This window comes from Pseudomonas sp. RC10 (genome assembly GCF_038397775.1).
Lineage (GTDB): Bacteria > Pseudomonadota > Gammaproteobacteria > Pseudomonadales > Pseudomonadaceae > Aquipseudomonas > Aquipseudomonas bambusae.
This window is the reverse complement of the sequence record NZ_CP151650.1, coordinates 1047374-1072703: the sequence shown is the minus strand read 5'-3', so window position 1 is coordinate 1072703 and position 25330 is coordinate 1047374. Positions and strand designations below refer to the sequence as shown.

Genomic DNA, 25330 nt, shown 5'->3' with positions numbered 1-25330 from the left:
CCGACACGATCGCTGATCGGCAGCATAAAAAACTCCAAAAACGGCAGACGAAAGCACGATGAACTTCGACAGCATTGATCTGAAAATCCTTCGGGAACTGCAACGGGACAGCAGCCTGTCCAACGTCGAACTCGCCAAACGGGTTCATTTGTCCCCTTCGCCGTGCCTGGCGCGGGTCAAGGCGCTGGAAGCGTCGGGCTGCATCCGCGAGTACGTCGCCCTGCTCGCCCCTGAACATTTGGGACTGCGCCTGAACGTGTTCATCTCCATCAGCCTGAAAGAACAAAGCCGCGAGGCCCTGCAGAATTTCGAGCGCCGCGTGTGCGAGTGCGAAGAAGTGATGGAGTGCTACTTGATGACCGGGGATGCCGACTACCTGCTGCGCGTGATCATGGCCGACATGCAAGCGCTCGAACATTTCATCATCGAACGCCTGTCGCCGATGCCGGAAGTAGAGAAAATCCGTTCCAGCCTGTCGCTCAAGCAGGTGCGCTACAAGACTGCACTGCCGTTGCGGCCATGACCCGCCGCCTGCGTGCAGCGAACGCGAGGACCTTCACACGCGGGTTCAGGTCCATCTTCTATGCTGCTCCTATTCGCCAGCACTGCACCTGCAAGGACAACTGATGACCGCACTCTCCTTCGCGCCGTTCCAGGACCTGGCTGACAAGCTGCTGCCGCACACCATTGCCGAACGGGCCGACGGCTCTCACGACGTCTCGCATCTGCATCGTGTCTGGACCAACGTCTGCGCCATTCGCAACAAAGAAGGGGGCGATCCCGAGATCCTGATCGCGGCCACCTTATTGCACGATTGCGTGTCAGTGGAGAAAAACTCGCCCTTTCGCTCCAGCGCGTCCCGCCTGGCCGCTGCGAAAGCGGGGGAGCTGCTGTCGGAAATGGGCTGGGACGAGGAACGAATCGATGCAGTGGCACACGCCATCGAAGCCCACAGCTATTCGGCGAACATTGCGCCCACCACCCTCGAAGCCCGCATCCTGCAAGACGCCGACCGCCTCGACGCCATCGGCATGATCGGCGTTGCCCGCCTCTTCTACGTTTCGGGCCGCATGGGCAGCCACCTCTACGACCCGACCGACCCTCAAGCGAAAAGCCGAGAACTGGACGACAAACGGTACGCTACCGATCACTTCACAACCAAACTCTTTACCCTCGCCCAAGGCTTCCAGACGGGCACGGGAAAACAGATGGCACAGACCCGACACGAGCGCGCCGAGCGGTTTTTGCGGGAGTTTATGGAAGAGGTGGGTGAGTAACGCTTTCTACTGCGTCAGAAATAGGTGGGGCACGTTCAACCCGTGTCTCACCAATGTACTCGTCAGCATTGTCGAAGAACTCGTCTGAAAGTTCTGGAGCGTCGTCCGTATCTACCCACACGGGCTCATTTGAATCGTCCTGTTCAACCACTGCATCTACTCCAAAACCCATCGGAATACATTTTAGTGACCGAATCGACGCCAACAAGCCGACCGTAAGCCGTACAGAAAAATCTTACGGAGATAGCAGAAGCCGCCTAAGCCGAATCTGAAATGCCGGAATTTGCCCTTAGTTTGTCTGCCGTCAAATCACAACAAATCTGAAATATTTCGACCGGATGTCATAAAGACATCACGGAACATCTCTATAACGGGGTCTCCGGTGTATTCGTCGATGAGATTCGTGTTGTGAAAAGGTCATTGCGTGGGTTGTTCCGTCCTTCGTCCAAGCCAGCGTTCCTGCGACGCTTTCGGATTGCTCAGCGTCTGGTGCTGTGTTTCGGCATCACCGCGCTGTTGCTGGTGGCGTTGGGCGTGTTCTGTCTGTTGCAGATGCAGAGCATTCGCGATCAGGGCGCGGCGGTGGAAAGTGGCGCGATGCCGAGCATGGCCATGGCGGATGCCATCGCGATCGACCTGATCAAATTGCGCGGCGAGAGCGCACGTCTGATTGCCAACGCGGACGATCCGGGCGCGGTGGTCAACAGCAAGATCAACGTCGAGCAGCTGAAAAACGAGGTGGAGAAGAGCTTTAGCGATTACCTCGCCCATGCGACTGACAGCACGGAACGCGACTCCATCAAGGCCCTGCAAGACGCTTACAAGGCGTTCATGCCGGGCCTGCATGACGAAATCGGCTTGATCGAACAACGCAAACTCGACGATGCACGGATGCTGCTCAACACGACATTGAGCTTGCAAGGCGACTTGATGGACATGCAGGTGCAATTGCTGCGTGAACTGAATAAGCAAAGTGCCGCCGCCGCTGTAGACGGCGCGGGCAGTCGCTTCCAGCAGACGCGCATCATCGCGGTCAGCGCCATCGTGATTGCCTTGGTATTGACCCTGTTGTTGGCGTGGCGCTTGAGCGTGAGCATCATCCGGCCGCTGCGCCAATCGCTGCAGATCGCCAGCACCATTGCCGAGGGTGATCTGAGCCCGCAACCGATCCCGGAAGGCAAGGACGAAACGGCGCAGCTACTGAAAATGCTGGGCCAGATGCGCGGAAATTTGCACGGCACCATCGATCAGATTTACGCGGCAGCCAGCCAGTTGAGCCAGTCGGTGCAGGAGATGGGCGCGATTGCCGAGGCCAGCGCCAAAAACCTGCAGGCGCAGAACGACGAAATCGAACAGGCAGCGGTGGCGGTCAATCAGATGAGCCAGGCGGCGGTGGAAGTCGCTGACAACGCCAGCAACACGTCGACCGAGTCGAAAGCGTCGAACGAAGCGGCCGCCGAAGGCCGCATGCGCCTGACCGGAACCATCGATTCAATCAGAGAACTGACCGACAACGTGCTCGATTCGTCTCATCAGGCCGACGGTCTGGCCGAGCGCACGCTGAGCATCAGCAAGATTCTCGAAGTGATCCGCGCCATCGCCAACCAGACCAACCTACTGGCGCTGAATGCTGCGATTGAAGCAGCGCGTGCAGGCGAAGCGGGCCGTGGATTCGCGGTAGTGGCCGACGAGGTCAGGTCACTCGCGCAACGCACCAGCGCTTCGACCACCGAAATCGAAGGCCTGATCAATGATGTTCAGAAGAGCACTCAGGACACCGCCGAAACCCTGCGCGTCACTGCCGCCCAGGCCAGTCAGACACTGGAGCAAGCCGCAGCCACCAGTCAGGCGCTGACCGTGATCATCAGCTCTACCTCGACCATCAGCGACCGCAACATGCTGATCGCCAGCGCCGCTGAACAGCAGGCCCAGGTCGCCCACGAGGTGGACCGCAACCTGAGCAGCATTCGCGACCTGTCGACGCAATCGGCCTCGGGTGCCCAGCAGACCACTGTGGCCAGCAATGCCTTGGCGATGCTGGCCACCGATCTCAACTCGATGGTGCAACGCTTCGTGCTCTAACCTTCCGGGCTTCGTAGGAGCATGGACTGTTGGCGGTGGCGACTTTCAAATCGTCAATGCCAGCAGGCCTCAATGCTAATGAGCGATTTCAGATTTAATGTATTTCTTGTCATGTCCAGATGTTTCATTATTGAAACACACCCGCGCAGACGGGTGCCCACGCCAACAAGGACATGAGCATGAAGAAAACCGCAGCATTGAGCGTTGCACTCACCGCTTTCGCTCTCAGCTTGACCGCCCACGCAGACGTCGACGTCAGCCTGGGCAGCAAGGACCGCGTCACCCGCCTCTTCGCCTACCCCAATAACTGCAATGTCATTTGCTTCCGTAACTGGACGCTGGAGCAGACGGTCGAGCATTACCTGACGCAAAGCGTTCAGCGCGACGGCTACCCGACCGCCAACGTCAGCGTGACCAACGACAACGATCAGCTGCACGCCAAGATCACCGGCGTACCGGATGGCTATGACAAGCCACTAACAAGTCTGTTGAACGCGGGCGATCTGGCTTACACCGGCGCGAGCAAACTCAACGCGGATGGCAAATTTGCCTACAACTGGTACCTGTTCCTGCCGCTGGGCATGGCGCTGGAAAATCGCAAAAGTGTCGAGCTGCTGCATTTCCCGCCCGATTATTCGCTGACTCAAGCCCAGGATTACCTGCGCTCGGCGACCACTGACCGCTGGGCCGAACTGCTGACCGATAACGGTATTCCAGCGGATCAGACCCCGGCGTATCAGACCATCATCGACATCGCCCCAATTGCTGCGCCGTCCAATGCAGGCAGCGATCTGGAAGGCGTCTACAGCTATTTCAATGACTATCAGACCACCATGGTCAAGGACGTCAGCCAGAGTTCGGCGGGCACCTCGCTGCCGATGGTCGCGTTCGGTGCGCCAGTACGCAACTGGCTGAAAGCGCAGTACAACGTCAACGTGCCGGTGCTGGGCCTGGCGACGATCAGTCCGACGACGGGGCAGACTGTATCGGTGATCGGCTCCAACCACCCGAGCTACATCTGGTACGCGGCGGACAAGAGCAACTATGGCGGCGATGAAGCCAAGGCTGACGCGGCGGGTTTGAAAGTCATGGGGCAGGACTTGAGCGCTGCGTGCTGGCAGGCGGGGATGGGGCAGAAACCGGGTTCGGACGCAGCGGCCCTGTTGAGCCAGTGCACGACCAACTGGCAGGTGACCAACAAAGTCGAGACTTGCAAGCTGTTCTACACCTCGATTCGCAACCTGACGCCTGACCAGGCAGCATCAAAATGCCGGACCGGATCGGTGGGTCGACAGCTGGATCAGTTGCGCAAGCCGTTGCCCGAGATGCTGAAAAAGCAGGCCTGACTCCTGTAGGAGTGAACTTGCTCTGGGCGGCATCCCGACGATTGCAACCTGTCCGACACCTATTCATGCCTGACACACCGCCATCGTCGGGATGCCGCCCAGAGCAAGCTCACTCCTACAAATTTAGCGGTCCTGTCTTACGCATTTCGTCGCATTCCAGGGTCCGCTGTATCAGAAGAGTCACTCCCCTAACGGACGCAACCGATACTGCGGCGGCAACTGCTCAAAACCGCTGATCGTCGTGTTTAGGCTCTTCCAGCGTCCGTCCTTGATCCCGTAGATGCAGCCGTGGATCGACAGCTTCTGCCCGCGATGCCAAGCGTTCTGCACAATGCTGGTGTGACCGACGTTGGCCACTTGCTGAATCACGTTCAGCTCGCACAGGCGGTCGACCTGCTCTTCCTCGGTCGGCAGCTTGCTCAGCAACTCACGGTTCTCGTAATACAGATCGCGAATGGTCCGCAGCCAGCCGTCGATCAGGCCGAACTGACGGTCCTGCATCGAGGCGCGCACGCCGCCGCAGCCGTAGTGGCCGGTGACGAGGATATGTTTGACCTTGAGGACATCGACGGCGTACTGAATCACCGACAGACAATTCAGGTCAGTGTGCAGCACGACGTTGGCCACGTTGCGATGAACGAACAGATCGCCAGGCAGCATGCCGACGATTTCATTCGCGGGGACGCGCGCGTCCGAACAACCGATCCAGAGGTATTCCGGCGTTTGCTGACGGGCCAGCTTGGCGAAGAACTCAGGGTCTTCTTCCTTGATGGCGGCTGCCCAACGTTCGTTGTTATCGATCAGATCTTGTAATTCGTTCATACGTTGATGCCTCGGAAATGATGCCCAGCTATGACAGGCGCTCGACGGTCGGGGTCACGCCATTTCGCCACGACCGATGGAGAATCTGAGTGAATCTTCATAACGCCCCCCGGTCCACCTCATTAAGACCGCTCACAATGAGGATTTGCCATGAACGATCCACGCCGCCCTTTCGGCGCTACCCAGCCCGAGCCCATCGACGATAACGAAGATCGCATGGGCTCGATGGAAGAGCTTAACTTCAATGACAATAACGAACCCAGCGGACGGATCGGTGACACCATCCCTGCAGATGAGCTGGAAACGTACATTCCTGACGAGCGCGTGCGGGAAGCGGGCATGACCGGCGCATCGACGGACGATCACAATCCGACAGACGATGACATGAGTCCTGAAACGCTGATCGACGAAGACGGCTCACGCTCGGCCCGCGAGCAAGGTGAAGGCGGCCCGGCAGACTTTGATTTGAGCATCGTCGACGAAGACGAAATCGGCGCGGGCGGCGGCCTGGATGAAGAGGAAATGGCGATTTTCGATCCGCTGGATGGTAAACCTGAGATTTGACGCGTCTGTTCAGGCAGGTGAAACCCTGTAGGAGCGAATTCATTCGCGAGACGGCATTTCAAACGATTCAACGGTGCCGGATGTACACATGTCTCGCGAATAAATTCGCTCCTACAGTCTGAAGCTCAGCCGCGGGTGATCAATCCGTCAGGGTGCAGGCCATGACCAGCGCATCTTCGCGGCCACCCACCGCCGGGTAGTAATCACGACGCCGACCCACCTCGTTGAATCCGTACCGCTCGTACAACCGATAGGCCGACTGGTTGCTCGCCCGCAGCTCAAGGAAGCACTCGCGGCCATTCATCTCATAAGCGCGCTTCATCAACTGATCCAGCAACAACAGCCCCAATCCACGGCCTTGGCTTTCCGGCTTGACCGTGATGTTCAGCAGATGCGCCTCATCAATGATCACGTTGATCACGCCATGCCCGACCTGCTGATTGCCTTCGAACATCAACCAGATTTCGTAGGATTTGAGGCCATCCAGAAAGATGCCCCTCGTCCACGGGTGGCTGAATGCCGCGTATTCAATCTTCAACACCGCATCGAGATCGGCTTCGGTCATGCGGCGAAACGTTACGGCATCAGTCATTTACGCTCTTCCAACGTCCCATCAATTGACGCATGGCACGCCACACATCGGCCTTGCGCTGAGGCTCGTCCATCAGGAGTTCCAGACCCGGCAGCGCCCAGGCCGATCCCAGACCTTCGACCTGGAATTCAAGATTGTAGGATTCGGCGTCAACTTCCCCGGCAAAACGTATCGCCGGCAGTCCGATCAGCCACAAACAGGTGCAAGGCTCCTCCTCTGTCCGGGCATACAGAAAACCCTGAACGAAATCACGAGCCGCCTCTGGGCCTTGATCCATCTGGCCGCGTACCAGCAGCGGCCATCGCACAGGTTCGCCGATGATCTGCGGACTATCAGGCAAACCGGCGGCGCGCAGCATGTCCTTGAGCAAGAGATAAGAAGGATCGCGACTCTGGAAAGGCTCGCCCGTTGCCAGCTCAACCAACAGCAAACAACTGCCCGCACGAAGCAATTGCAACGAGAAGCGCGGCGGCGGCACAACCGGCGCTTTCACGACTTCCGGGGCTGGCTCATCCTCCACCGGCTTGACGGCTGGTTTGGCAGCGGAGGAAGGACGAGGCATTTCGATCTTCGGTCGCTCCACCGTGCGTGCCGCAGGGGCTGCGCCGTTCGGGCCCTCGTTGCGGGAGACCGCAGGGGCCACCGATGGCAGCGCCTGCGCAACCTCGTCCTCGAACACCAGCAACGGCGCGAGCAACTCCGGACGCGAAGGCGCAGCAAAAGGCAGATCGGTGCGCGGCAGCCAACTGACCACCTGCATGGCGGTCAAATAAGCGCGGCGGCGAGGCTCATTGAGCAAGGGACAGCCACCTGTGGATAAAGTCAGGACGGGGATTCTACAGACGTTCGACGCTTCCCGCCGCAGTTGATCGACTGAGGGTGAAAACCAACCGCCGCGATGCAGTACAATCGCCGCTTTTATTTGCCAACCTGCGGCCCTCCGATGATCGAACCTAAGCGCGTCCTGCGCGCCCTTGCCGAACACTGGGCGCTTCTTGAGCCTCTGTGCGAGCACTTCGACCAAGGCACCCTGAGCCTGAGCGAATTGCGCCTGCAACTGGCGGCCCAGCAACTGGAAAGCACACCCCAGGACATCACCCACCTGCTGGACGTGTGGATTCGTCTCGATATTCTGGTTCCCGTGGCCAAAAGCCCGAACCGTTTCGAGCTGAACGCGCAGATCCACGACTTCCTGTCGTACCTGCGCCGCGAGCACCGCCTTGGCCTGTGCCTGGAGATCGAAGCCTATCTGCGCCATCTGGAGCGACTGGCCGGTTACATCCAGGAAGCGTTCGACGCCCGCGATGCCAACGATCTCGCCCGCCAGTTGCGCCTGCTCGACATGCGCGTGCGCGACGTGCTGAAAAAGCTCGCCAACGATGAACAGGCGCTGGTCGCCGTGGCCGAACGTGCCAAGACCAGCGACCGCCAGATCCCGCTGCGTCAGCGCTATGCCGAAGTGCTGGCGACTTGGGATGAGTACGTCGAGCCTATGATCCAGCTGGTCAACGCCGACGGCGCCTTCGAACAAGGCGTGCGCAAGGTCGAAAACGTCTTGCTACGCATGCTCACTGATCAGCAGCGCCTTGGGCACCTGGTCGACGACGACATGCTGCTGCGCACTCACGCGCGGATTCTGGAAATGCAGACCAGCGCGCAACTGACCCTGCGTCATGCTCGCGAACTGCTGCTGCCATTGCGTGAAGAGGCGCGTCGCCACAATGCCGTGACCCGTGGCGCCGCGCTGGCCCTGTCAGCCATTCGCCGCAAGGGCATCGACGCGGTGCCCCAGGCCGCGATGCCGATGTTCACCCGTCCGCAAAGCACCTTCCTCGGCAGCGCAAACCAGGTAGAAGCTTACGTTTATGCTTTGGCCCGTTTCGAGCCGAAACCGGCCCGTTTCCCCAAAGCCAACATCACCCGCAAAGGCGAGCCCCCTCGGGCGCCGCGCACGGTCAAGGAAATGGTCGAACGTTGCGAAGAGGCCCTGCCGATGCCAGACCTGATGGTCTGGCTGCTGGAGCAGGAGCCGACCGGCGCCACCGACGAATTGCTGTATTGGTTCTCGCGCCTGTCGCGGGAAAAACGCTTCAAACGCGAGCGTCTCGAACGCCGTGAATATTTGACCCAGGAGCACCGTGTCAGCCTGCGCTCCTTCGCCCTGCTCTCAAGCAAAGACGCTACCCCAGAGAATTCCGAGGGCACCGCCCATGCATCTTGATCTATCCGAACTGTCCCAGCTTGCGCCGATCTTTCGCGAGCTGTTCAAGGGCTACCACGTTAGCCGTCGCGACCCTGAGCTGTACGCGCAACTGTCCAACTTTCAAGACCAGTACCGCACGCTGTTCAAGGCGCTGGGTTTCGAGCTGATCTGCGACACCCGTGGCTTCTACTATTTCGTACCGGACCTGGCCGCTGCGCAAGTCAACAAGACTGCACAGCGTCTGGCCCTGTTCACATTCATCCTTGTCGAGCACTTGGCCGACCAGGGCCGCGACCCGGTGGCCGTCCTCGATGGTGGCAGTCTGGGCCGTGACGAATTGCCTTCACTGCTGGATAAATACCGTGACCTGTTCTTGCAAGCCGAAGTGCAGACCCAAGAAGAGCTGGAAGAGAAAATCATGCGCCGCATGACCCAGCTCGGGTTTGCCTCCGAAGAAGTGGGTATCTATCGCTTCCTGCCGCCGATGCACCGTTTTCTGGATGTATGTCTGTCGGTTCAGCAGGACCGCGACCTGGCAGCCAGCCTGCACAGCGACCTGCCATTGCCAACGCCGGTGCTGATCGACGACGACAGCGACGAGAAGCTGCTACAGACCGATGACCCGCTCGACCTGGCGGAATTTGACGACACCGAAGAAAGCGAAGAGCAGGCCTTGGCTCGCGCTATCGCCGAAGAACAGGAACATGACGCATGAGCCAGGAACGCTATGGCATCCGCCGCTTCGCCCTGCTGAATACCGCCGGTTATAGCCTCGGGCTGTTTCCACTGGAACATCCATTGTCGGTGTATGGCGCGAACAACCTCGGCAAGAGTGCTTCGATCAACGCACTGCAATTCCCGATTCTGGCGCGCATGTCGGACATGTCCTTCGGTAAATACAGCCTCGACCAGTCCCGCCGCTTCTACTTTGCGTCAGATACCAGCTACATCCTCGTCGAAGTCGCCCTGCCCCACGGCCCGCACGTCATTGGCGTGGTCGGTCGAGGTCCGGGCGGCGGCTTTGGTCACCAGTTTTTCGCCTATGCGGGCAAGCTGGATTTGGCGCACTACCAGAAGAACGACACCTGCCTGCGGCAGAAAGAGCTGTTTACCAATCTGGAAAGCCAAGGCCTCAAAGCCTACGAGCTGAAACCGGACGAACTGCGTCGCTTGCTGGTCGGTGGTCATACCTCGATCCCGCTGGACCTGACGCTGATCCCACTGCGCTCCACCAGCGAACAGAGTCTGAAAACATTCCGCGCGTTGTTCATCAACCTGTTGCACATGCGCGAAATCACTGCTGCCAAACTCAAGCAACTGTTCCTCGACGCGTTCGAGCACAGCCTGCGTTCCGGTAGCGTGGATTACATCGCCGCGTGCGAAGAAGCCTTCCGCGATGTACGTCGCATGGAACAGGACTACAACGCGCTGGTGCTTGCCGGTCCTTTGGTCGAAGCCCTGGCGAACGGCGTCAAACAGCGCGACATCCTGCGTGGCAAGTTGCATCGCCTGTCGCCCTTGCTGGACTCGTTGCTTGGCACATGGCAGGACTACTCCAACGCACGCAAGGAAGAGCTGGTCATTCAGGCCGAGCACTACCGCGGCGAGCAGGACGCCTTGCAAAACGATCAGCGCGGTGGCACTCAGGAGCTGATGCGCCTTGAGCGTGAGATCAGCGACCTGCAACGCTGGATCGGCGAATTGGCCGTGCTGAAGAACCGCTTTGCGCTGGTGGACGACGTTCGCGTTCTCGAACAGCAACTGCTGGCCGCCAAAGATGCCCATGACGAACTGGCCGGTGCGCTGGCACAGTCCCGTCAGTTCAGCGCTGAAGATCTGGACGAACGCCTGCGCGATCTGGAAAAGCGTCTGAAATCGGTGAAGCAGCAGCTCGATCATGCGGACAACAACAGCTACGCCCGACTGCGAGAAGAGTTCTCGCAACCGGACGTCGAACGCCTGATGCGCCTGTTCAACAGCTCACTCTTTAGCCTGCCGCTCGGCGAACAAGGCATCGCGCTGGATGACGGTGATGCATGGGTCAAATCGCTGGAGGCCATTCTGGATGGGTTCAAAGGCGAGCGTTTTGAAGTGCCGGGCCTGTCAATCAACCTGTCGCACATCGAGCCGCCCGCGTTGCAGGCGTTGGCCGACCGCGCAGCGTTACGTGATCAGAAAGAGCGTCTGGAAAAAGAACTCAAGCAACTGAAGACCCAACAAGCCGTTGCGGCTGACCGCGCCGCGAGCAAAACCCAGACTGAGGCCCTGTATCAGCAGGTGCTGGATGCGCAGAAAGCGCTGGAAGATTTCCGTCGCACCCAGACCCTGAGCGCCGAAGAAGGCGAGAAGCTGGAACAACTGGCTCAGATGGAAGCGGCACAGGACGAACTCAAGCGCTCCAGCGATGCCTTCACCGAACGCGTTCAGCAACTGTCGGCGAAGCTGCAATTGGTAGGGCGTCAGATCGGCGATCTGGAATCCAAACAACGCACACTGGATGACGCGCTGCGTCGCCGTCAGCTGCTGCCTGCTGACTTGCCATTCGGCACGCCGTTCATGGAGCCTGTCGACGATTCGCTGGACAATCTGCTGCCCCTGCTCAACGACTACCAGGACAGCTGGCAAGGTCTGTTGCGTTGCGACGGTCAGATTGAAGCCTTGTATGCGCAGGTACGCCTGAAGGGGGTGGCCAAGTTCGACAGCGAAGACGATATGGAGCGCCGTCTGCAATTGCTGATCAACGCCTATGCGCACCGTACTGATGAAGCGCTGACTTTGGGCAAGGCACGTCGTGCAGCCGTCACCGACATTGCGCGGACCCTGCGCAACATTCGCAGCGACTACGACAGCCTTGAGCATCAACTGGCGTTGTTCAACCGCGAGATCAACCGACGCCAAGTCTCCAACCTGGAAAGCTTCCGCATCGTTCTGGCTCCTAACAAGGAAGCGCTCAAGCACATCGACCAGATCATCCACAGCGCCGGTCAGTACGAAGAAGGCGAAACGCTGTCGGTCTTCGACCTGAGCCAGAGCGCCGAGCAGGACAACAAGAACGAAGAAGCCAAGGAATACCTGGCGCGCCTGGTGGCAGCGAACCATAACCAGCTGGGTCTTAAAGATCTGTTCGAGCTGGCGTTCGAAATCACCAAGGTCAACGGCCAGCCGGTTATCCACACCGACATCGATGGCGCCGCGTCAAACGGCACGACCATGACCATCAAAGCGCTGACCAACATGTACCTGTTGCTGCACTTGATGGACCGCGATCTGGCCGGTCGTGTGCGCCTGCCTTACTACCTCGACGAAGCGGCAGACATCGACGAACGTAACCAGGCAGCGTTGCTGGAAACCAGCCTGCAATTGGGCTTCGTGCCAATTCTGGCGAGCGTTAAGCCGCAAGTGTCCGCGCATGTCGCGATCGACCTTGAAGGCGGCAGTGGCCCTGCTGGTATTTACATCGATGAGGCCGACTGGAAATACATTCGTCGTCGCGATGAGGTGAGTGCGGTGAAGGCAGTGGAAGCGGCGGTAGCGGCGGAAGCGGCGGAAGCGGCTGCTGAATAGCCCTTATTCAGGTGGTAACGAAAAGCCCTGCAGCGATGCAGGGCTTTTTTGTGGGCGCAGTTCTATCTTGATGTAATCACATATCTCTATAGCAGTCCGGCTTGCCGGCGGTGGCGCCATTGAGATCGCAGCCATTGTCGAGCCGTGCTGCGACGTAAAGGAGTCGACCAACCTGTGGGAGCGAATTCATTCGCGAGACAGAGGTTCAGGCCATGCATCTCTATCGTCTGTACGGGCCAATCGCGAATGAATTCGCTCCTACAGGTTCTCTCGCAAATTGAGGTTGAGTTCTGAGTTTCTCCGCGCGCAAAAACAAAACCCCATCTGCTTTCGCAAATGGGGTTCTGGAATTTAATCTTGACGATGACCTACTCTCACATGGGGAAACCCCACACTACCATCGGCGATACATCGTTTCACTTCTGAGTTCGGGATGGGATCAGGTGGTTCCAATGTTCTATGGTCGTCAAGAAATTCGGGTACCAAGTCGTGGCCAGCGGCCTCGCCTCAGCAAATCGGGTATGTGATCAGGTCGTTCGTCTGTGCTGCAAACTTTCGGTTGCTGTCGTCTTCACAGTCACCGCAATCTGATGCCCTCTCGGGTCGCAGATTGCTTGGGTGTTATATGGTCAAGCCTCACGGGCAATTAGTATTGGTTAGCTCAACGCCTCACAGCGCTTACACACCCAACCTATCAACGTCGTAGTCTTCGACGGCCCTTCAGGGAACTCAAGGTTCCAGTGAGATCTCATCTTGAGGCAAGTTTCCCGCTTAGATGCTTTCAGCGGTTATCTTTCCCGAACATAGCTACCCGGCAATGCCACTGGCGTGACAACCGGAACACCAGAGGTTCGTCCACTCCGGTCCTCTCGTACTAGGAGCAGCCCCTCTCAAATCTCAAACGTCCACGGCAGATAGGGACCGAACTGTCTCACGACGTTCTAAACCCAGCTCGCGTACCACTTTAAATGGCGAACAGCCATACCCTTGGGACCGGCTTCAGCCCCAGGATGTGATGAGCCGACATCGAGGTGCCAAACACCGCCGTCGATATGAACTCTTGGGCGGTATCAGCCTGTTATCCCCGGAGTACCTTTTATCCGTTGAGCGATGGCCCTTCCATACAGAACCACCGGATCACTAAGACCTACTTTCGTACCTGCTCGACGTGTCTGTCTCGCAGTCAAGCGCGCTTTTGCCTTTATACTCTACGACCGATTTCCGACCGGTCTGAGCGCACCTTCGTACTCCTCCGTTACTCTTTAGGAGGAGACCGCCCCAGTCAAACTACCCACCATACACTGTCCTCGATCCGGATAACGGACCTGAGTTAGAACCTCAAAGTTGCCAGGGTGGTATTTCAAGGATGGCTCCACGCAAACTGGCGTTCACGCTTCAAAGCCTCCCACCTATCCTACACAAGCAAATTCAAAGTCCAGTGCAAAGCTATAGTAAAGGTTCACGGGGTCTTTCCGTCTAGCCGCGGATACACTGCATCTTCACAGCGATTTCAATTTCACTGAGTCTCGGGTGGAGACAGCGCCGCCATCGTTACGCCATTCGTGCAGGTCGGAACTTACCCGACAAGGAATTTCGCTACCTTAGGACCGTTATAGTTACGGCCGCCGTTTACCGGGGCTTCGATCAAGAGCTTCGCGTTAGCTAACCCCATCAATTAACCTTCCGGCACCGGGCAGGCGTCACACCCTATACGTCCACTTTCGTGTTTGCAGAGTGCTGTGTTTTTAATAAACAGTCGCAGCGGCCTGGTATCTTCGACCGGCATGGGCTTACGGAGCAAGTCCTTCACCCTCACCGGCGCACCTTCTCCCGAAGTTACGGTGCCATTTTGCCTAGTTCCTTCACCCGAGTTCTCTCAAGCGCCTTGGTATTCTCTACCCAACCACCTGTGTCGGTTTGGGGTACGGTTCCTGGTTACCTGAAGCTTAGAAGCTTTTCTTGGAAGCATGGCATCAACCACTTCGTGTTCTAAAGAACACTCGTCATCAGCTCTCGGCCTTGAAATCCCGGATTTACCTAAGATTCCAGCCTACCACCTTAAACCTGGACAACCAACGCCAGGCTGGCCTAGCCTTCTCCGTCCCTCCATCGCAATAACCAGAAGTACAGGAATATTAACCTGTTTTCCATCGACTACGCTTTTCAGCCTCGCCTTAGGGACCGACTAACCCTGCGTCGATTAACGTTGCGCAGGAAACCTTGGTCTTTCGGCGTGGGTGTTTTTCACACCCATTGTCGTTACTCATGTCAGCATTCGCACTTCTGATACCTCCAGCAAGCTTCTCAACTCACCTTCACAGGCTTACAGAACGCTCCTCTACCGCATCACCAAAGGTGATACCCGTAGCTTCGGTGCATGGTTTGAGCCCCGTTACATCTTCCGCGCAGGCCGACTCGACTAGTGAGCTATTACGCTTTCTTTAAAGGGTGGCTGCTTCTAAGCCAACCTCCTAGCTGTCTAAGCCTTCCCACATCGTTTCCCACTTAACCATGACTTTGGGACCTTAGCTGACGGTCTGGGTTGTTTCCCTTTTCACGACGGACGTTAGCACCCGCCGTGTGTCTCCCATGCTCGGCACTTGTAGGTATTCGGAGTTTGCATCGGTTTGGTAAGTCGGGATGACCCCCTAGCCGAAACAGTGCTCTACCCCCTACAGTGATACATGAGGCGCTACCTAAATAGCTTTCGAGGAGAACCAGCTATCTCCGAGCTTGATTAGCCTTTCACTCCGATCCACAGGTCATCCGCTAACTTTTCAACGGTAGTCGGTTCGGTCCTCCAGTCAGTGTTACCTAACCTTCAACCTGCCCATGGATAGATCGCCCGGTTTCGGGTCTATTCCCAGCGACTAGACGCCCTATTAAGACTCGCTTTCGCTACGCCTCCCCTATTCGGTTAAGCTCGCCACTGAAAATAAGTCGCTGACCCATTATACAAAAGGTACGCAGTCACCCAACAAAGTGGGCTCCCACTGCTTGTACGCATACGGTTTCAGGATCTATTTCACTCCGCTCTCCGCGGTTCTTTTCGCCTTTCCCTCACGGTACTGGTTCACTATCGGTCAGTCAGTAGTATTTAGCCTTGGAGGATGGTCCCCCCATGTTCAGACAAGGTTTCTCGTGCCCCGTCCTACTCGATTTCATTGACAAGAGATTTTCGCGTACAGGGCTATCACCCACTATGGCCGCACTTTCCAGAGCGTTCCGCTAATCTCAAATCAACTTAAGGGCTGGTCCCCGTTCGCTCGCCACTACTAAGGGAATCTCGGTTGATTTCTTTTCCTCAGGGTACTTAGATGTTTCAGTTCCCCTGGTTCGCTCCATGCACCTATGTATTCAGTGCAAGGTAACCATCTTGTGATGGTTGGGTTCCCCCATTCAGACATCTCCGGATCACAGTCTGTTTGCCGACTCCCCGAAGCTTTTCGCAGGCTACCACGTCTTTCATCGCCTCTGACTGCCAAGGCATCCACCGTATGCGCTTCTTCACTTGACCATATAACCCCAAGCAATCTGGTTATACTGTGAAGACGACATTCGCCGAAAGTTTGCATTTCACAAACTTTACCTTAGCCTGGACACACACCAGTGAAAGAGGTGCCCAGTCTATCTTTCTATCACATACCCGAATTTTTAAAGAACGATTCTGACAAAGATCAGAAATCAACATTCAGCCTTCTTCCGAAGGAAATGCTCATTTCTAAGCTTTAGCATGACAACTGTCTGTACCACCGAACACCGGTATGGTGGAGCCAAGCGGGATCGAACCGCTGACCTCCTGCGTGCAAGGCAGGCGCTCTCCCAGCTGAGCTATGGCCCCGTATCGCTACAGGGTGCACCGGTAATTGGTGGGTCTGGGCAGATTCGAACTGCCGACCTCACCCTTATCAGGGGTGCGCTCTAACCAACTGAGCTACAGACCCAATCGTCTTCTTCAATGAATCAAGCAATTCGTGTGGGAACTTGCGAAGAAGCTGAGTCTTCGATTAAGGAGGTGATCCAGCCGCAGGTTCCCCTACGGCTACCTTGTTACGACTTCACCCCAGTCATGAATCACACCGTGGTAACCGTCCCCCCGAAGGTTAGACTAGCTACTTCTGGTGCAACCCACTCCCATGGTGTGACGGGCGGTGTGTACAAGGCCCGGGAACGTATTCACCGCGACATTCTGATTCGCGATTACTAGCGATTCCGACTTCACGCAGTCGAGTTGCAGACTGCGATCCGGACTACGATCGGTTTTATGGGATTAGCTCCACCTCGCGGCTTGGCAACCCTTTGTACCGACCATTGTAGCACGTGTGTAGCCCAGGCCGTAAGGGCCATGATGACTTGACGTCATCCCCACCTTCCTCCGGTTTGTCACCGGCAGTCTCCTTAGAGTGCCCACCTTAACGTGCTGGTAACTAAGGACAAGGGTTGCGCTCGTTACGGGACTTAACCCAACATCTCACGACACGAGCTGACGACAGCCATGCAGCACCTGTCTCAGTGTTCCCGAAGGCACCAAACCATCTCTGGTAAGTTCACTGGATGTCAAGGCCTGGTAAGGTTCTTCGCGTTGCTTCGAATTAAACCACATGCTCCACCGCTTGTGCGGGCCCCCGTCAATTCATTTGAGTTTTAACCTTGCGGCCGTACTCCCCAGGCGGTCAACTTAATGCGTTAGCTGCGCCACTAAAATCTCAAGGATTCCAACGGCTAGTTGACATCGTTTACGGCGTGGACTACCAGGGTATCTAATCCTGTTTGCTCCCCACGCTTTCGCACCTCAGTGTCAGTATGAGCCCAGGTGGTCGCCTTCGCCACTGGTGTTCCTTCCTATATCTACGCATTTCACCGCTACACAGGAAATTCCACCACCCTCTGCCCTACTCTAGCTTGCCAGTTTTGGATGCAGTTCCCAGGTTGAGCCCGGGGATTTCACATTCAACTTAACAAACCACCTACGCGCGCTTTACGCCCAGTAATTCCGATTAACGCTTGCACCCTCTGTATTACCGCGGCTGCTGGCACAGAGTTAGCCGGTGCTTATTCTGTCGGTAACGTCAAAATTGCAGAGTATTAATCAGCAACCCTTCCTCCCAACTTAAAGTGCTTTACAATCCGAAGACCTTCTTCACACACGCGGCATGGCTGGATCAGGCTTTCGCCCATTGTCCAATATTCCCCACTGCTGCCTCCCGTAGGAGTCTGGACCGTGTCTCAGTTCCAGTGTGACTGATCATCCTCTCAGACCAGTTACGGATCGTCGCCTTGGTGAGCCATTACCTCACCAACTAGCTAATCCGACCTAGGCTCATCTGATAGCGTGAGGTCCGAAGATCCCCCACTTTCTCCCGTAGGACGTATGCGGTATTAGCGTTCCTTTCGAAACGTTGTCCCCCACTACCAGGCAGATTCCTAGGCATTACTCACCCGTCCGCCGCTGAATCAGGGAGCAAGCTCCCTTCATCCGCTCGACTTGCATGTGTTAGGCCTGCCGCCAGCGTTCAATCTGAGCCATGATCAAACTCTTCAGTTCAATACTGCAATCGGGTTTTGAGAAAACCCTATAAACTTGGCTCAGCAATCGTTGGTTAAACCATGATTTCTCGTGGAGCAACTTGCGATGCTGATAATCAGTTGACTTCAGTCTTACAACACAAGCACCCACACGAATTGCTTGATTCAATTGTTAAAGAGCGGTTGGTTAAGAGCTTTTCGTCTCAACCGAGGCGCGCATTCTACAGCAGCGTCTCAATCTGTCAAGCGGTTATTTTCAGAAGTTTTCAAAGTTTCCTTATCAACTTCAACCACTTGCGCTTCGTTCGGCTTGGCGTCTCATGTCAGCGGGAGGCGAATTCTACAGCGTTACAACCTGCTGTCAACCACCTTTTTCACCGCTGTCGATTCAGACACCAGAACCGAAACACTTCCTCGCCATCTTGAACCTGTAACTCGTTGATCCTCAAGGAGTTTTCGGTTCCGACTGCGCCGGAAGTGGGGCGAATTATAGACACATCCGGAGGGGCGTCAAGCACTTATTTAAGCTTTTGTTACAACAGTAGGTTTTTTATGGACGCGACGCGGGATTCGTCTCGCAACCACGGGGATTCTTAGCAATAACAGCAATACCCCCACAGCCGCATATATCGACCACTCTTTGAGATCGGCCCGCACAATCCACAGCATGTGCAGTAATCCAAGCCCGAGAATCAGATAAGCCAAACGGTGCAGCTTCTTCCATCGCGCCCCCAGCCGACGCTGGCTATAACGATTAGAGGTGATCGCCAGCGTCAGCAGGCACAGAAATGCCAGGCTGCCAACGATAATGTAGGGTCGCTTGACCAGCTCGACGCTCAGCTGCGCCCAATCGAATCCCAAGATAAAGAAGCCATACCCCAGCATATGCAACAACGCATAGGTGAAACACCACAACCCGAGTTGGCGACGGACATGCACCCACCCCGCCCAACCGGTCACACGCTGAAGCGGCGTCATCGCCAGCGTGATCAGCAGAAGCACCAACGTGCCCAGACCAAAAAGATCCACCAGCGCCTTTCCGGGATCAGGCCCCAAGTCCAGAACCCAGGCCCGGTTCAACCAGTAAATCGGAGGAATACAGACAGCAACGAAGACGGCGAAGCGCCAAAGCAGATAACGCATCAATAGTTCTTCCGCAGATCCATGCCCGTATAAAGAGAGGCGACGTCTTCCCCATAGCCGTTGAACATTTCAGTGGGCCGGATGTTCGGGCTGAACAACCCACTAGGCAGTCGTCGCTCACGAGCCTGAGTCCAACGAGGGTGATCGACCGTGGGATTGACGTTAGCGTAGAAGCCGTATTCATCGGCGGCGATGCTTTGCCAAGTTGTTTTCGGCTGCTCGCTGACCAGACTGATGCGCACGATCGACTTCACGCTCTTGAACCCATACTTCCACGGCACCACTAGCCGTAGCGGCGCCCCATTCTGATTGGGCAGTTCGCGGCCATACATTCCTACCGCAAGAATCGCCAAAGGATTCATCGCCTCATCCAGTCGCAGCCCTTCTACATAGGGCCAGTCGATCAGCGCGAAACCGGACCGTTGCCCTGGCATGGCCTTGGGGTCCTGCAGCGTTTCGAACCGGATGTACTTTGCTTTTGCCGTGGGTTCGACCTGCTTGAGCAAATCAGCAATAGGAAAGCCAATCCACGGAATCACCATCGACCACGCCTCTACACAGCGCAAACGGTAGATACGCTCTTCCAACTGATAAGGCTTGATGAAATCTTCGAGCGCATAACGACCCGGCTTTCCGACCTCACCGTCGATCACAACAGTCCAGGGTTCGGTCTTCAACGAGCCTGCATTTTGAGCCGGGTCCCCTTTGTCAGTGCCGAACTCGTAGAAATTGTTGTAATGCGTGGCGTCCTTGAACGGCGTAATGGCTTCGTTCTGAACCGTTATCGCCTGCCATTTCGTCGAAGGCAGTTTGTCACTGAACCAATGGGGCGCATTTCCAGCCTCAACCCCGGCGTATTGTGAGGCGTCGGCAGCTTGTGCCCATGAAGGCAACGTACTGATCGCGAGCCCGGCCAGTGAGGCGCCGAGCATTGCACGACGGGAGAGATAAACCGATTCGGGCGTGACATCCGACTCTTTGCAGACGGACGCGGAAGGTGTCTTGATAAGCATGGTAACTCCGCAGCCAAGGTGAATGGCTCAACCTTATAGGCTGCGGAGTGCGGTGTGAAATGAATCTGTGGTGCTATTTATGACGACGCAGGCGCAGCAGGTACTGAACAGGACCCGACGCGGCGTAGGCGAGGAAAATCAGCAGCAGAATGCGCGGCGGATCACTGAACACGACCGCAAACACCAACACGACCGCCAGGATCGCCACGAAAGGCACGCGGCCTTTGAGGTCCAGCTCCTTGAAACTGTTGTACTTGATGTTGCTAACCATAAGCATCCCGGCAGCCGCTACCAACAACGCGACGAGGAACGACAGTTTGGAACCCTGAATGCCGTAGTCGCTGAACGCCCACACCGTACCGGCTACCACGCCCGCAGCCGCCGGGCTCGCCAGGCCGATGAAATAGCGCTTGTCAGCCTTCCCCACCTGCGTATTGAAACGTGCGAGGCGCAATGCAGCGCCGGCGACATAGATAAAAGCGACCATCCAGCCGACCTTGCCCATATCACCCAACGCCCAACCGAACGCCAGCAATGCGGGGGCAACGCCAAAGGCGACCATGTCTGAGAGAGAATCGTACTCAGCGCCAAATGCGCTCTGGGTGTTGGTCATCCGCGCGACGCGCCCATCAAGGCCGTCGAGCACCATAGCGACGAAGATGGCGATGGCTGAAAACGCGAAATACTTGCTCGCCCCGGCCGCATCACCTGCGCTCATCGCGCTTTGCGCACTCATGGCACTGATGATGGCGTAGAAGCCGGCAAACAGGTTGGCGGTGGTGAAGAGGTTGGGCAGCAGATAAATCCCACGATGGCGGACTTTGCGCCCTTCGGCATCGTGCCCTTCTTCTATGTGTTCATCGATCGGTAGCAGGCTTTCGGCGTCAGAGGCCTGGTTCGGCTCTTCGGGACGTTCGCTCATGGACAATACCTTGCAGCTATGAATTTTCGACAGGTGTTCGTGGCGCCGTTGCGCCAGCAAACGATGCAGCTTTATACCAGATGAGCCCCCATAACGAAAAAGCGCGACCCGAAGGCCGCGCTTTTCGTAAACCGTAATCAGACTACAGAAACTTAGTTCTTGGTCTGGTCAACGATTTTGTTCTTGGCGATCCAAGGCATCATCGAGCGCAGTTGCTCGCCGATGATTTCGATGCCGTGGGCCTTGTTGTTGCGGCGCTTGGCGGTCATCGATGGGTAGTTGCTCGCGCCTTCGGCGATGAACATCTTGGCGTATTCGCCGTCCTGGATGCGCTTCAGAGCATTGCGCATGGCCTGGCGGGATTCGGCGTTGATGACTTCAGGCCCGGTCACGTACTCGCCGTATTCGGCGTTGTTCGAGATCGAGTAGTTCATGTTGGCGATACCGCCTTCATACATGAGGTCGACGATCAGTTTCAGTTCGTGCAAGCACTCGAAGTAAGCCATTTCTGGCGCGTAGCCAGCTTCGACCAGCGTTTCGAAACCGGCTTTGACCAGCTCAACGGTACCGCCGCACAGTACGGCTTGTTCGCCGAACAGGTCAGTTTCGGTTTCGTCTTTGAATGTGGTTTCGATGATACCGGTACGGCCACCGCCAACGCCCGAGGCGTAGGACAGCGCAACGTTTTTGGCGTTGCCCGAAGCGTCCTGGTAGATAGCGATCAGGTCAGGGATACCGCCGCCCTTGACGAATTCGGTACGAACGGTGTGACCTGGCGCTTTTGGCGCGATCATGATCACGTCCAAGTCAGCGCGTGGCACGACCTGGTTGTAGTGAATCGCGAAGCCGTGGGAGAAGGCCAGGGTGGCGCCCTTCTTGATGTTCGGCTCGATTTCGTTCTTGTACAGCGAGGACTGGAACTCGTCCGGGGTCAGGATCATGACCAGGTCGGCAGCAGCGACGGCGGAAGCAACGTCAGTCACTTTCAGGCCGTGGGCCTCAGCCTTGGCGACAGTAGCCGAACCTTTACGCAGGCCAACGGTGACATCAACGCCGGAATCTTTCAGGTTGCACGCTTGAGCGTGGCCTTGAGAACCGTAACCGATGATGGCCACTTTTTTGCCCTGGATGATCGAAAGGTCGCAGTCTTTGTCGTAATAAACTTTCATGAAATTCCCCTGTTATCTTGGCTGTTCAGGCCATTCGCTAAATGTATGTAGGTTAGATGCTCAGCACTTTGTCGCCGCGGGCAATGCCCGTGACGCCGCTGCGTACGGTTTCCAGGATGGCGGTGGTGCCAATGGCCTGAATAAAGCTATCCAGTTTGTCGCTCGTCCCTGTCAGCTGCACGGTGTAGACACTGCTGGAAACATCAACGATCTGGCCACGGAAAATGTCCGTGGTGCGCTTGATCTCGGCGCGCTGGGCGCCAGTGGCCTTGACCTTGATCAGCATCAGTTCGCGCTCGATGTGAGCACTTTCCGACAGATCGACCAGTTTGACCACTTCAACCAGCTTGTTGAGGTTTTTGGTGATCTGCTCGATCACCTCATCATGGCCGACAGTGGTCAGCGTCAGACGCGACAGGGTCGGGTCTTCGGTTGGGGCCACGGTCAAGCTTTCGATGTTGTAGTTGCGCTGCGAAAACAGGCCGACGACGCGAGACAAGGCACCCGGTTCGTTTTCCAGCAATAGCGAAATGATGTGCCGCATATTAGGTACGCTCCGTCTTGCTCAGCCACATGTCGCGCATCGAGCCGTCTCTGATTTGCATCGGATAGACGTGCTCGGTAACGTCGACCTGGATGTCGAGGAACACCAGACGATCTTTCATGGCGAACGCTTCTTCCATCTTCGGCTTCAAGTCTTTCAGATCAGTGATCTTCATGCCGACATGGCCATAGGCCTCGACCAGCTTCACGAAGTCAGGCAGCGACTCCATGTAGGAGTGCGAGTGACGGCCGCTGTAGCTCATGTCCTGCCATTGACGGACCATGCCCAGCACGCCGTTATTGAGCAGGATGATCTTGACCGGCAGGTTGTACTGCAGGCAGGTCGACAGTTCCTGGATATTCATCTGGATACTGCCTTCGCCCGTGACGCAGGCAACGTGCACATCCGGGAAGCTCAGCGCAACGCCCATGGCAGCCGGCAGACCGAAGCCCATCGTGCCCAGACCACCGGAGTTGATCCAACGGTTAGGCTTGTTGAAGCGATAATACTGCGCCGCGAACATCTGGTGCTGACCCACGTCGGAGGACACGTAAGCGTCGCCTTTGGTGACTTCGCACAGGGTTTCGATCACGGTCTGCGGCTTGATCAGGCTGCCATCACCGCGGTTGTACGGGAACAGGTCGCCGCCGGCACGCCACTCGTCGATCTGCTTCCACCAGGTCGCCACCGATTCCTTGTTAGGGGTTTCGCCGATTTCCTTGAGGGTCGCGACCATTTCGGTCAGCACGCTCTCCACAGGACCAACGATTGGCACGTCGGCCTTGATGGTCTTGGAGATCGACGCCGGATCGATGTCGATGTGGATGATCTTGGCGCCCGGGCAGAAACGCGAAGCGCCGTTGATGACACGGTCATCGAAGCGTGCGCCGACGGCCAGGATCACATCAGAGTGGTGCATCGCCAGGTTGGCGGTGTAGCTGCCGTGCATGCCGAGCATGCCGACAAACTGACGGTCCGTGCCCGGGTACGAACCGAGGCCCATCAGCGTGTTGGTGACAGGCGCGTTCAGCAGTTGTGCCAGTTCGGTCAGCGGCGCAGAACCGTTGCCCATGACCACGCCGCCACCGGCGTAGATGATCGGACGCTTGCCCGCGAGCAGCATTTCGACGGCCTTGCGGATCTGGCCCGAATGCCCACGAACGGCCGGGCTGTAGGAACGCAGCTTGGCTTTTTTCGGGAAAACGTATTCGAACTTCTCGGCCGGGTTGGTCATGTCTTTCGGGATATCGACCACGACAGGACCAGGACGACCGGACTGCGCGAGGTAGAAAGCCTTCTTCAGGACTTCCGGGATTTCGGACGGGTGCTTGATCATGAAGCTGTGCTTCACGATCGGCCGGGAGATACCGATCATGTCGGTTTCCTGGAACGCGTCGGTGCCGACCATGGTGCTCGGGACCTGGCCCGACAGGACGACCATCGGGATGGAGTCCATGTAGGCGGTCGCGATACCGGTGATGGCGTTGGTCGCACCCGGACCCGAGGTCACCAATACAACGCCAGCTTTGCCGGTCGCACGTGCATAACCGTCGGCCATGTGAGTGGCAGCCTGTTCGTGACGAACGAGGATATGGCTCACGGCCGGTTCTTTGAACAGCGCGTCGTAAATATGCAGGAGGGCACCGCCGGGGTACCCATAGATATGCTCAACGCCTTCGTCACGCAAAAAGCGGACGACCATTTCAGCGCCAGATAAAAGCTCCACGTTGTTCACCTCTAAAACGCCAGAATACCGTCCACACAGGAGAAGACGGGTCTTAATAGGTTTACTGCCAGCAGAGCATGAGCGACGGTGGTCGCCGACTACGTCAGCACTGACTGAGCAAGTATTGGGAGCTCCCCTAAGTGTTTCGGGGTCATCCCACCCAGCGCGAGGTAACGCGTTGCGGGTGTAACAGGTCGACGCGGGTGTGCGCCTCATGATCTACCGAGACGGTCTGCTTCTGGCAGTCCCTCTACAGCGAACTTTGGATTGTTCTGATTCGTCCCTCTCAAGTCAAGTCATCGATGCGCTTTCTTCACTCACAGCCTATGAAAAAGCACCGAATGAGGTCGTTGCGGTCGGCTTGTGGTAGGTTTCACCCGTACAGCAAACGAAGTTCTAAGGAAGCAGTATGCGCTGGATGATTCTTGCCGCCACGCTGACGCTGGCAGCCGGTTCGACCGCCAGTCAGGCCGCCCAGATCTATAAATGGGTCGACGCACAGGGCGTGACGCACTTTGATGCGCAGCCTCCGGTCGGGCAATCCGCCCAGGAACTCGAAACGCAAAAAGCCGTGACGCCGCCACCCCCTCCCCCCGTTCGCACCGAGTCCTCGCAAGAACAGCAAACGGTCGACGCGAAGGTCAAGAAACAAATCGCGGCTCAGGAAGCCAAGCGCAAGGAATACTGCGAGACACAGCGCACCAACCTTGCTCAGTTGCAGAACAACCCGCGGGTGCGTGAGGAAGTGAACGGTGAGTTCAGGCGCTTCACTGAAGAAGAGCGCCAGGCACGTATCGCCGAGGTCAAGAAATCCATCGACGACACGTGTAATTGAGC

Annotated in this window: 18 protein-coding genes, 2 tRNA genes and 3 rRNA genes; 9 read left to right on the top strand and 14 right to left on the bottom strand. The window is 56.9% G+C overall.

Translation table 11 applies throughout. The features are described 5' to 3' along the window. The first annotated feature begins 58 nt into the window (after positions 1-58). From AAEO81_RS04825 to AAEO81_RS04810, 4 genes are all read left to right on the top strand, one after another. On the top strand, positions 59-523 hold the full coding sequence (locus tag AAEO81_RS04825) for an Lrp/AsnC family transcriptional regulator (RefSeq protein WP_341962004.1): 465 nt from the start codon (positions 59-61) through the stop codon (positions 521-523). Positions 524-626: 103 nt separating this feature from the next. Next, the gene (locus AAEO81_RS04820; RefSeq protein WP_341962003.1) at positions 627-1277 is read left to right on the top strand and encodes an HD domain-containing protein; all 651 of its coding nucleotides are present in this window, start codon (positions 627-629) and stop codon (positions 1275-1277) included. Between the two features lie 459 nt (positions 1278-1736). After that, positions 1737-3359 (top strand): methyl-accepting chemotaxis protein, encoded by a 1623-nt coding sequence (locus tag AAEO81_RS04815; RefSeq protein ID WP_341964466.1) that lies wholly within the window; start codon positions 1737-1739, stop codon positions 3357-3359. Positions 3360-3538: 179 nt separating this feature from the next. Continuing rightward, a complete protein-coding gene (locus AAEO81_RS04810) occupies positions 3539-4705 on the top strand; it encodes a hypothetical protein (protein WP_341962002.1) in 1167 nt (388 codons plus the stop codon). 180 nt (positions 4706-4885) lie between these two features. Here the strand turns inward: AAEO81_RS04810 and can are convergent, their stop codons facing one another. Further along, a complete protein-coding gene (gene can, locus AAEO81_RS04805; RefSeq protein WP_110949859.1) occupies positions 4886-5527 on the bottom strand; it encodes a carbonate dehydratase in 642 nt (213 codons plus the stop codon). Positions 5528-5677: 150 nt separating this feature from the next. Here can and AAEO81_RS04800 point away from each other — a divergent pair, with 150 nt between their 5' ends. Further along, a complete protein-coding gene (locus AAEO81_RS04800; RefSeq protein ID WP_166598747.1) occupies positions 5678-6091 on the top strand; it encodes a serine kinase/phosphatase in 414 nt (137 codons plus the stop codon). 139 nt (positions 6092-6230) lie between these two features. Here the strand turns inward: AAEO81_RS04800 and rimI are convergent, their stop codons facing one another. After that, positions 6231-6683, bottom strand: a complete 453-nt coding sequence (gene rimI / locus AAEO81_RS04795; RefSeq protein ID WP_341962000.1) for a ribosomal protein S18-alanine N-acetyltransferase — start codon at positions 6681-6683, stop codon at positions 6231-6233. Continuing rightward, positions 6676-7482: an energy transducer TonB gene (locus AAEO81_RS04790; protein ID WP_341964465.1), complete on the bottom strand. Its 807-nt coding sequence runs from the start codon at positions 7480-7482 to the stop codon at positions 6676-6678. Before AAEO81_RS04790 ends, rimI begins: the two co-directional genes overlap by 8 nt. 144 nt (positions 7483-7626) lie before the next feature. Between AAEO81_RS04790 and mksB the strand changes: the two genes are divergently transcribed. The 3 genes from mksB to mksF are packed head-to-tail and all read left to right on the top strand — an operon-like array spanning position 7627 to position 12450. Further along, positions 7627-8904, top strand: a complete 1278-nt coding sequence (gene mksB / locus AAEO81_RS04785) for an Mks condensin complex protein MksB (protein WP_341961999.1) — start codon at positions 7627-7629, stop codon at positions 8902-8904. Next, positions 8894-9601 carry an Mks condensin complex protein MksE gene (gene mksE, locus AAEO81_RS04780; protein WP_166598744.1) on the top strand — a complete coding sequence of 236 codons (708 nt, stop codon included), beginning with the start codon at positions 8894-8896 and terminating at the stop codon, positions 9599-9601. The genes mksB and mksE overlap by 11 nt, the downstream gene beginning before the upstream one ends. Then, the gene (gene mksF / locus AAEO81_RS04775; RefSeq protein ID WP_341961996.1) at positions 9598-12450 is read left to right on the top strand and encodes an Mks condensin complex protein MksF; all 2853 of its coding nucleotides are present in this window, start codon (positions 9598-9600) and stop codon (positions 12448-12450) included. The genes mksE and mksF overlap by 4 nt, the downstream gene beginning before the upstream one ends. Before the next feature lie 355 nt (positions 12451-12805). Here the strand turns inward: mksF and rrf are convergent. From rrf to AAEO81_RS04720, 11 genes are all read right to left on the bottom strand, one after another. Beyond that, a 5S ribosomal RNA gene (gene rrf / locus AAEO81_RS04770) occupies positions 12806-12921 on the bottom strand. Between the two features lie 154 nt (positions 12922-13075). Then, positions 13076-15967, bottom strand: a 23S ribosomal RNA gene (locus AAEO81_RS04765). Positions 15968-16215: 248 nt separating this feature from the next. Continuing rightward, a tRNA-Ala gene (locus tag AAEO81_RS04760) sits at positions 16216-16291 on the bottom strand. A gap of 26 nt (positions 16292-16317) precedes the next feature. After that, positions 16318-16394 (bottom strand) — tRNA-Ile (locus AAEO81_RS04755). Between the two features lie 64 nt (positions 16395-16458). Then, positions 16459-17995, bottom strand: a 16S ribosomal RNA gene (locus AAEO81_RS04750). The 16S, 23S and 5S rRNA genes sit together here with 2 tRNA genes alongside, the layout of an rRNA operon. Positions 17996-18498: 503 nt before the next feature. Then, a complete protein-coding gene (gene msrQ / locus AAEO81_RS04745) occupies positions 18499-19119 on the bottom strand; it encodes a protein-methionine-sulfoxide reductase heme-binding subunit MsrQ (protein ID WP_341961995.1) in 621 nt (206 codons plus the stop codon). Further along, entirely contained in the window at positions 19119-20132 is a 1014-nt protein-coding gene (gene msrP / locus AAEO81_RS04740; protein ID WP_341961993.1) for a protein-methionine-sulfoxide reductase catalytic subunit MsrP, read from the bottom strand. Before msrP ends, msrQ begins: the two co-directional genes overlap by 1 nt. Before the next feature lie 73 nt (positions 20133-20205). Then, positions 20206-21054, bottom strand: coding sequence for a CDP-diacylglycerol--serine O-phosphatidyltransferase (gene pssA / locus AAEO81_RS04735; protein WP_166598265.1), 849 nt, complete (start codon positions 21052-21054; stop codon positions 20206-20208). A gap of 152 nt (positions 21055-21206) precedes the next feature. Next, complete coding sequence (gene ilvC / locus AAEO81_RS04730; protein WP_166598266.1) at positions 21207-22223, bottom strand: ketol-acid reductoisomerase; 1017 nt, start codon at positions 22221-22223, stop codon at positions 21207-21209. Between the two features lie 52 nt (positions 22224-22275). Then, positions 22276-22767: an acetolactate synthase small subunit gene (gene ilvN / locus AAEO81_RS04725; RefSeq protein ID WP_093469284.1), complete on the bottom strand. Its 492-nt coding sequence runs from the start codon at positions 22765-22767 to the stop codon at positions 22276-22278. A 1-nt stretch (position 22768) separates the two neighbouring features. After that, the gene (locus AAEO81_RS04720; protein WP_341961990.1) at positions 22769-24493 is read right to left on the bottom strand and encodes an acetolactate synthase 3 large subunit; all 1725 of its coding nucleotides are present in this window, start codon (positions 24491-24493) and stop codon (positions 22769-22771) included. A gap of 409 nt (positions 24494-24902) precedes the next feature. Between AAEO81_RS04720 and AAEO81_RS04715 the strand changes: the two genes are divergently transcribed. After that, positions 24903-25328 (top strand): DUF4124 domain-containing protein, encoded by a 426-nt coding sequence (locus tag AAEO81_RS04715; RefSeq protein WP_341961988.1) that lies wholly within the window; start codon positions 24903-24905, stop codon positions 25326-25328. Positions 25329-25330: the final 2 nt, after the last annotated feature.

Excerpts from the sequence above, each read along its gene's own strand:
- ilvC (WP_166598266.1), bottom strand. The coding sequence starts at position 22,223 with ATGAAAGTTTATTACGACAAAGACTGCGACCTTTCGATCATCCAGGGC.
- mksB (WP_341961999.1), top strand. The coding sequence starts at position 7,627 with ATGATCGAACCTAAGCGCGTCCTGCGCGCCCTTGCCGAACACTGGGCG.
- can (WP_110949859.1), bottom strand. The coding sequence starts at position 5,527 with ATGAACGAATTACAAGATCTGATCGATAACAACGAACGTTGGGCAGCC.
- rimI (WP_341962000.1), bottom strand. The coding sequence starts at position 6,683 with ATGACTGATGCCGTAACGTTTCGCCGCATGACCGAAGCCGATCTCGAT.
- AAEO81_RS04825 (WP_341962004.1), top strand. The coding sequence starts at position 59 with ATGAACTTCGACAGCATTGATCTGAAAATCCTTCGGGAACTGCAACGG.
- AAEO81_RS04820 (WP_341962003.1), top strand. The coding sequence starts at position 627 with ATGACCGCACTCTCCTTCGCGCCGTTCCAGGACCTGGCTGACAAGCTG.
- msrP (WP_341961993.1), bottom strand. The coding sequence starts at position 20,132 with ATGCTTATCAAGACACCTTCCGCGTCCGTCTGCAAAGAGTCGGATGTC.
- msrQ (WP_341961995.1), bottom strand. The coding sequence starts at position 19,119 with ATGCGTTATCTGCTTTGGCGCTTCGCCGTCTTCGTTGCTGTCTGTATT.
- AAEO81_RS04715 (WP_341961988.1), top strand. The coding sequence starts at position 24,903 with ATGCGCTGGATGATTCTTGCCGCCACGCTGACGCTGGCAGCCGGTTCG.
- pssA (WP_166598265.1), bottom strand. The coding sequence starts at position 21,054 with ATGAGCGAACGTCCCGAAGAGCCGAACCAGGCCTCTGACGCCGAAAGC.
- mksE (WP_166598744.1), top strand. The coding sequence starts at position 8,894 with ATGCATCTTGATCTATCCGAACTGTCCCAGCTTGCGCCGATCTTTCGC.
- AAEO81_RS04810 (WP_341962002.1), top strand. The coding sequence starts at position 3,539 with ATGAAGAAAACCGCAGCATTGAGCGTTGCACTCACCGCTTTCGCTCTC.
- AAEO81_RS04800 (WP_166598747.1), top strand. The coding sequence starts at position 5,678 with ATGAACGATCCACGCCGCCCTTTCGGCGCTACCCAGCCCGAGCCCATC.
- ilvN (WP_093469284.1), bottom strand. The coding sequence starts at position 22,767 with ATGCGGCACATCATTTCGCTATTGCTGGAAAACGAACCGGGTGCCTTG.
- mksF (WP_341961996.1), top strand. The coding sequence starts at position 9,598 with ATGAGCCAGGAACGCTATGGCATCCGCCGCTTCGCCCTGCTGAATACC.